The 7886-nt window shown below is 65.5% G+C and carries 4 protein-coding genes; all 4 read right to left on the bottom strand.

The window, feature by feature from the left end; genetic code table 11:
* Positions 1 to 83: 83 nt before the first annotated feature.
* Positions 84 to 2186 carry an elongation factor G gene (gene fusA / locus NET02_RS15920; protein WP_284058419.1) on the bottom strand — a complete coding sequence of 701 codons (2103 nt, stop codon included), beginning with the start codon at positions 2184 to 2186 and terminating at the stop codon, positions 84 to 86.
* A gap of 56 nt (positions 2187 to 2242) precedes the next feature.
* On the bottom strand, positions 2243 to 2713 hold the full coding sequence (rpsG, locus tag NET02_RS15915) for a 30S ribosomal protein S7 (protein WP_284058418.1): 471 nt from the start codon (positions 2711 to 2713) through the stop codon (positions 2243 to 2245).
* Between the two features lie 170 nt (positions 2714 to 2883).
* Complete coding sequence (gene rpsL, locus NET02_RS15910; protein ID WP_284058417.1) at positions 2884 to 3306, bottom strand: 30S ribosomal protein S12; 423 nt, start codon at positions 3304 to 3306, stop codon at positions 2884 to 2886.
* Positions 3307 to 3461: 155 nt separating this feature from the next.
* The gene (gene rpoC / locus NET02_RS15905) at positions 3462 to 7886 is read right to left on the bottom strand and encodes a DNA-directed RNA polymerase subunit beta' (protein ID WP_347711061.1); all 4425 of its coding nucleotides are present in this window, start codon (positions 7884 to 7886) and stop codon (positions 3462 to 3464) included.

Below are 7886 nucleotides of genomic sequence, written 5' to 3'. Positions count from 1 at the left end.
CCGCTCAAACCGCTGCTTCCCCACGGCTTCTCCTCCTACCCAGCTCCTCGCGGCGCATCGCCGCTCTACTTACCCGACCAGCACTATCTGCCGTTGCGTGCCACCAGCTCCGCCGCCAGCGACTCCGGCACCGGCGCGTAGTGATCGAACTCCATCGTGTACGTCGCCCGACCCTGCGTCATCGAACGCAGGTCAGTCGCATAGCCGAACATGGTGGCCAGCGGTACCATCGCCCGAACCACCTGGGAACCAGCTCGAATCTCCATCCCTTCGATCCGTCCGCGCCGGGCATTGAGATCGCCGATGACGTCCCCGGTGAACTCCTCGGGGGTTACGACCTCCACCCGCATGATCGGCTCGAGGATCACCGGCTGGCCCCGGCGAACGCCTTCCTTCAGCGCCATCGACGCGGCAATCTTGAATGCCATCTCCGAGGAGTCAACCTCGTGGTACGAGCCATCGACCAGGACCGCCTTGATGTCGACGACCGGGTAGCCAGCCACGCCACCGGTCTCCATCGCCTCTCGAATTCCGGCCTCAACCGCCGGGATGAACTCCTTCGGCACGACGCCACCGACGATCCGGTCCTCGAAGATGAACCCACCGCCCCGAGGCAGTGGCTCCAGCTCGAGCCAGACATGACCGTACTGGCCACGGCCGCCCGTCTGGCGCACGAAGCGGCCCTCCACTCGTACCGGCCGGGTGATCGTCTCCTTGTAGGCGACCTGCGGCCGGCCAATATTGGCCCCCACGCGGAACTCGCGAAGCATCCGGTCCACGATGACCTCGAGGTGGAGCTCACCCATGCCGCTGATGATCGTTTGGCCACTCTCCGGGTCGATCCGGACCTGGAAGGTCGGATCTTCCTCGGCCAGTCGCTGGAGAGCCAGGGCCAGCTTGTCCTGATCCGCTCTGGTCTTCGGCTCCACTGCGACGGAGATGACCGGCTCGGGGAACTGGATCGCCTCGAGCAGGATCGGCCGATCCGGGTCGCTGAGCGTATCGCCGGTGAACGTCTTCTTCAGCCCGATGACGGCACAGATGTCCCCAGCGCCGACGTACTCGATCTCCTCGCGATGGTTCGCATGCATTCGGAGGAGCCGGGAAACGCGTTCGCGCTCGTTCTTCGTCGAGTTGTAGACGTAGGTGCCGGAGGTTAGCCTGCCGGAGTAGACGCGAACATAGGTCAACCGGCCTACGTGTGGATCTGCCTGGATCTTGAACGCCAGCGCCGCCAGGGGCGCCTCCTCGTCCGCCTCGCGAATCTCTGTCTCGCCCGTCAGCGGGTTGGTCCCCTGCACCGGCGGAATATCCAGCGGCGAGGGCAGGTAATCGACGATGGCGTCGAGGAGCAACTGGATGCCCTTGTTCTTCAGAGCCGACCCGCAGAGGACCGGCACGAGCTGCCCAGTGATCGCGGCGGCTCGAAGCCCAGCGCGCAGCTCTTCCGGAGTCAGCTCCTCACCCTCGAGGTACTTGAGCATCAGCTCTTCATTGGACTCGGCGATCTGCTCGACGAGCGCATGCCGCCACGACTGGGCAACTTCGCGATAGTCCTCTGGGACCTCGGCATCCTCGATGTTCTGGCCGAGCTCGTCGTGGTACAGCCGAGCTCGGAAATCGATCAGATCGATGATCCCCCGGAAGTCCGACTCCAGGCCGATCGGCCACTGGATGACGGCCGGCCTGGCCTTGAGCCGCTCCCGGATCATCTCGATGGCTCGCTCGTAGTTCGCGCCGATGCGATCCAGCTTATTGATGAAGCAGATACGGGGAACGCGGTACTTGTCGGCCTGACGCCAGACCGTCTCGGACTGCGGCTCGACGCCATGGACGCCGTCGAACACGACAACTCCGCCGTCGAGCACGCGCAGCGAGCGCTCGACCTCGACGGTGAAGTCGACGTGGCCGGGGGTGTCGATGATATTGATACGATGGTCTCGCCAGAAGCAGGTGGTCGCCGCGGCTGTGATCGTGATTCCGCGCTCCCGCTCCTGAACCATCCAGTCCATCGTCGCCGAGCCCTCATGTACCTCGCCCGGTCGATGGACCCGGCCGGTGTAGAAGAGGATGCGCTCGGTCGTGGTGGTCTTGCCAGCATCGATATGGGCGATAATGCCGATATTCCGCGTGCGCTGCAAGATCACGCGCCTGGCATCAGTGACCTGTGCTTGTACCGTACTCATGCTTTGTCCCGAAGTTCCCCTCGTTACTCTTCAAGCTCGTCTACCACGCTCCGGCGTTACCAGCGATAGTGCGCGAAGGCACGGTTCGCCTCAGCCATCCGGTGCGTGTCGTCCCGGCGCTTGATCGTCGCGCCGGTGTTGTTTGCCGCATCGATCAACTCAGCCGCGAGCTTCTCGGACATCGTCTTGCCCGAGCGCGCACGAGCCGATGAGATCAGCCAGCGCATCGCCAGGGAGACCCGCCGGTGCGGCTCCACCTGCACCGGCACCTGGTAGGTCGCTCCGCCGACTCGCCGGGGCTTCACCTCGAGCAGCGGCATGGCATTCTGAACCGCGCGCTGGAAGACATCCAGCGGATGCTGGCCCGTTCGGCTGGCCACGATGTCCAGCGCATCGTAGACGATGCGCTCGGCCAGCGATTTCTTGCCCCGCTGCATGACCTTGTTGATGAAGCGCTGCAAGAGCTCGCTGCCATAACGCGGATCAGGTGGAATTGCCCGCCGCTCGATCTTCGCTCGCCTCGGCATCCGTTCCTCGCCTCCCTGTCGACGCCCTCGGTTCAGCGTGGCTTGCCGCCTGCTTTGCCCTCCGAGAGGGACACGAAAAAGCGGCCAGCACGAGATGTTACGTCGTGAGCCCGCTTTCCGTACCTGACGACCGGTCAGCGCCGCGACGGGTCGCTGCCCCGGCGCCCAGCCTAGCTCTTCTTGGTCCCGTACTTGGACCGGCCCCGTTTGCGGTTCTCCACCCCACGGGCGTCGAGCGCACCGCGGATGATGTGATACCGGACGCCAGGCAGGTCCTTGACGCGCCCGCCCCGGATGAGCACAACCGAATGCTCCTGCAAGTTATGCCCCTCACCGGGGATGTACGCCGTCACCTCGAGACCGTTCGTGAGCCGCACGCGAGCAATCTTCCGCAGCGCAGAGTTCGGCTTCTTGGGCGTCATCGTCCGCACCTGAGTGCAGACCCCGCGCTTCTGCGGCGACCCCTTCGGCACCGCGCGAAGCCGCCCGGCATTCCGGCCCACGCGGCTGTTGATGAACCGCAGCGCCGGTGCCTTCGGCTTCTTGCGCGGCTTCTCGCGGCCCTTGCGCACGAGCTGATTGATCGTCGGCACGTCTCTCTCCCGTCCAGGCAACGATCGCCAGGACTGTTCCGAACAAGACTTCACCCTTGTGACCCTCGCGGGTCACAAGGGTGAAGTTTACCAGTCGTTCGGCCCAGCGTCAACTACCAGAAGAGCTGTGAGGCTCACCCGCACGCGGGATCAACTCACTCGGCACCTGGGCTCCGCTCCTGGCCCAGGTCCTCGCCCTGATCCGCATCGCCGAGGTCCTCCATGCCCTCCGCCGTCAGATCCCACTGCGACTGCTCCGTCGACTCGGGCGGAGCCGAGTCGGTCGAGCGATCCAACGGCTCAATGCTGTCCGGCGACAGCGACGGCAACTCTTCGGCCGCCTCCGGCAACCGGCCCTCGCCGGCTACGGCCCGGAGCATGACCTCGTCCAGGACGCTGAGCGCCGCGGCGTCGCGCTTCTTCTTGCGCTCCCAGAAGCCCGAGCCAGCCGGAATTAGCTTCCCGATGATGACGTTCTCCTTCAGGCCACGCAGGTAGTCGATCTTGCCCTGGATCGCCGCCTCGGTCAGCACCCGCGTCGTCTCCTGGAAGGACGCAGCCGACAGGAAGCTCTCCGTGGCCAGTGACGCCTTCGTGATCCCCAGCAGCACCTGCTGCGCGGTGGCCGGAACGCCGCCCTGGGCCACGATCTCCTCGTTGAGCTTCAGGAGCTGGGTCCGGTCGAGCATCTCTCCGACCAGCAGGTCGGTGTCACCAGGGTCTGTCACTGCCACTTTGCGCAGCATCTGCCGGATGATGATCTCGATGTGGCGGTCGTTCGTCACCACACCCTGCGACTTGTAGACCTTCTGCACCTCGTCCAGGATGTAGCGCTGCACGGTGTCCCGGCCGAGCGTGTCGAGCAGCTCCTCCGGGCTCAGGCTGCCGTCGGTCAAGGGCGTACCGGCCGTGACCCGTTCACCCTCGGCGACCAGCAGGTGGGCCGCCGCCGGGATGGCGTATTCGACCGACTCCTGCTCCTCGCGCCGGATGACGAGCGAATCGCCATCCACGAAGACCTGGCCGGCCATCGTCGCGACCACCGGCTCCCCACCGGTACCGTTAGCAGACGCAAGAACCTGGCCGACCGTCACCTCGGCGCCGTCCCCAACGAGGAGTTGGTACCCCGCCGGAATGCGATGCTCCTCGGTCACGATGCGCTCGGAGCTAACAATCGCCTTGCGTCCCTGGTCATCCTCCACGATGTGGACGATACCGTCGTTACGCGCCAGCACCGCCTTGCCCTTCGGCTCGCGCGCCTCGAAGAGCTCCTCGACGCGCGGCAGACCAGTCGTGATGTCCTCGCCAGCCACGCCTCCGGTGTGGAACGTCCGCATGGTGAGCTGCGTTCCAGGTTCGCCGATGCTCTGCGCCGCGATAATGCCAACCGCCTCGCCCAGCTCGACCAGCTCCCCGGTTGCCAGATTGCGCCCGTAGCACAGCCGGCACACGCCGTAGTCGGCCGCGCAGTAGAGCGGCGTGCGAATCATGACGGCATCGACGCCACGGGCCAGGAGGTCGTCAACGGTCTCCTCCCGGAGTTCCTGGTTACGCTCTACCAGGACCTCGCCGGTGTTCGGGTCCGCGACGGGCAAGGCAGCTACCCGGCCGACCACGCGACCGGCGAACGACTCCCGATCGGGCATATCGGCCAGCCGCACCCACATGCCCTCCTCGGTGCCGCAATCATCGACCGTCACGATGACGTCTTGCGCCACGTCCACCAGCCGCCGCGTAAGGTAGCCAGAGTCAGCCGTCCGCAAGGCGGTATCAGCCAACCCCTTCCGGGCCCCGTGCGTCGAGATGAAGTACTCGAGCACCGAGAGCCCCTCGCGGAAGTTCGAGCGGATCGGCAGCTCGATGATGTTCCCGCGTGGGTCGAGCATCAGCCCGCGCATACCGGCCATCTGGTTGATCTGGTTGATGTTACCCTTGGCGCCGGACTTACTCATCATGTAGAGCGAGTTGTTCTCACCCAGGCTGCGCTCCACGACCTGGGCAAGCTCGTCGCGCGCCTCGTTCCAGATGGTCACCACCTCGCGATGCCGCTCAGAATCTGTGATGAGACCGCGCCGGTACTGCCGCTCGACTTCGGCCACTCGCTGCTCGGCTCGCTGGATGATCTCGGCCTTCTCCGGCGGGATGTGCACATCAGTAAGACCGATCGTCAACCCGCCCTTGGTCGCGTAGTGGAAGCCGATATCCTTGATCCGGTCAGCCAGCCGGGCCGTCTCCTCCGGGCCGAGCTGCTTATAGCAGGCTGCGATCAACCGCCGCAGCGCCTTCCGGTCCATCGTCTCGTTCCAGAAGCCGAGCGCCGGCGGGATCTCCTCGTTGAGCAGGACCCGCCCCACCGTCGTGTCGATCAGTTCCGCCCCGTGGCCGTCACGATCGATGCGGACCTTCACCGGTGCCTGCAAGTCCACCAACCCAGCCTGGTACGCCAGCACCACCTCGTGCGGGCTGGCGAAGACCTTGCCCGCGCCTCGCGCGTCCGGATCCGGCAGTGTCATCGCATAACAACCGAGCACGATGTCCAGCGTCGGCGCGATCACCGGTTCGCCGTCGGACGGGTCTAGGAGGTTGCGCGTGGAGAGCATGCGCTCTCGCGCCTCGCGCTGCGCCTCCGCCGAGAGGGGCACGTGCACGGCCATCTGGTCGCCATCGAAGTCCGCGTTGAACGCCGCGCAGACCAGCGGGTGCAACTGGATTGCCGAGCCCTCGATCAACTTCACCTTGAAGGCCTGGATGCCCAGCCGGTGCAGGGTCGGCGCTCGGTTGAGCAGCACGAGGTAGTTCTGGATGACCTCTTCGAGCACATCCCACACGCGCGGATCCACGCGCTCCACCAGCCGCTTGGCAGCCTTGATGTTGTGCGCGTGACCGTGAGCCACGAGCCGCTGCATGACGAACGGCTTGAAGAGCTCCAGCGCCATCCGCTTGGGGAGGCCGCACTCATCGAGTCGCAGGTCTGGGCCCACGACGATCACCGAGCGGCCGGAATAGTCCACGCGCTTCCCGAGCAGGTTCTGGCGGAAACGTCCCTGCTTGCCCTTGAGCATGTCCGAGAGGCTCTTGAGCTTGTGCTTGCTGCTCCCGGACACGACCCGGCCACGCCGGCCGTTATCGATCAGCGCATCCACAGCCTCCTGCAGCATCCGCTTCTCGTTGCGGACGATGATCTCCGGCGCGCCGAGCTCGATCAGTCGCTTGAGCCGGTTGTTGCGGTTGATGACCCGCCGGTACAGATCGTTCAGGTCCGAGGTGGCGAAGCGGCCACCGTCGAGCTGCACCATCGGCCGCAGATCCGGCGGGATGACCGGCAACACGGTCAGGATCATCCACTCCGGGCGATTCCCGCTCTTGCGCAGGGCCTCGATCAGCCGGAGACGCTTCGCGATCTTCTTGTGTCGCTGTCCGGTCGCGTTCTGCAACTCGGAGCGAAGCTGCTTGGAGAGCTCATCCAGATTCATCTTGGAGACGACATCGTAGACCGCCTCGGCGCCCATCCGCGCTTCGAACGCGCCCGGCGCGAGCTCGGACAGCTCCCGGTACTGTTGCTCCGTGATGACCTGCATCGGCCGGATATCGGAGATCTGCCGGACGATCTCCTCGGCCTCGCTCCGCAGGTCCGCCTTCTGCTGCTCGATCTGCTGCTCGAGCTTGCGAAGCTGGTCGATCGCTCGCGACTGCACGTGCTCTTGCTCGGCCTCGGCCAGCGTCCTGTTGCCGGCGACCTCGCGCTCGATGGCCTCATCGATCTCCCGGATCGCCTGCTGCTCCGCTTCCTCGAGGATCACCAGGTGGTTCTCGGTGATGGTCTCCCCCGCGCGGGCGATGACCTGGCCTCGGAACTCCAGGTCTGTCTCCGCAACCTGGCCCTGGGACGACTGCAGCCGCTCTCGCAAGGCCGCTGCCTCTGCCCGCGCCACGGCCAGCTCCTGCTCCCGGCGCTCCCGGGCACGCTGCTCGAGGCTATCGGCGCCCTCTCGCAGGCTCGAAATTTCGACCTCGCGGCTCGCCTCGAGCTCGCGTCGCTGTTCCTCGTACCGGCGGTCGAGTTCCTCCAGCTCCGCGGCGAGCTCCTGATGCACACTCTCGATGAGCTGGCGCTTCTTCTCCTCGTCGACCGACGTAATCAGGTACGAGGCGAAGTAGAGCACGCGCTCCAGGTTCCGGGGCGTCACGTCGAGCAAGAGGCCCAACCGGCTCGGCGTGCCCTTCACGTACCAGATGTGCGCGACCGGCGCCGCGAGCTCGATGTGTCCCATCCGCTCGCGGCGGACCTTGGAGCGCGTCACCTCCACGCCGCACTTGTCGCAGATCGTGCCGGCGTAGCGGACCCGGCGATACTTGCCGCAGTAACACTCCCAATCCTTGGTCGGCCCGAAGATGCGCTCGCAGAAGAGGCCGCCGTGTTCGGGCTTCAGCGTCCGGTAGTTGATCGTCTCCGGCTTGGTCACCTCGCCGTATGACCAGCTCCGGATGGCCTCTGGCGAGGCTAGGCCGATCCTGATTGCATCGAAGTTGTTGACGTCAAGCGTCTTCTGACTCTCACGCTGTCGCACTGCTGTGCTCAT

It is taken from the genome of Thermalbibacter longus (genome assembly GCF_023806485.1).
GTDB classification, from domain to species: Bacteria; Chloroflexota; Chloroflexia; order Thermomicrobiales; family Thermomicrobiaceae; genus Thermalbibacter; species Thermalbibacter longus.
Note: the sequence above shows the minus strand (reverse complement) of the source record. Positions and strands in the feature narration are given on the sequence as shown.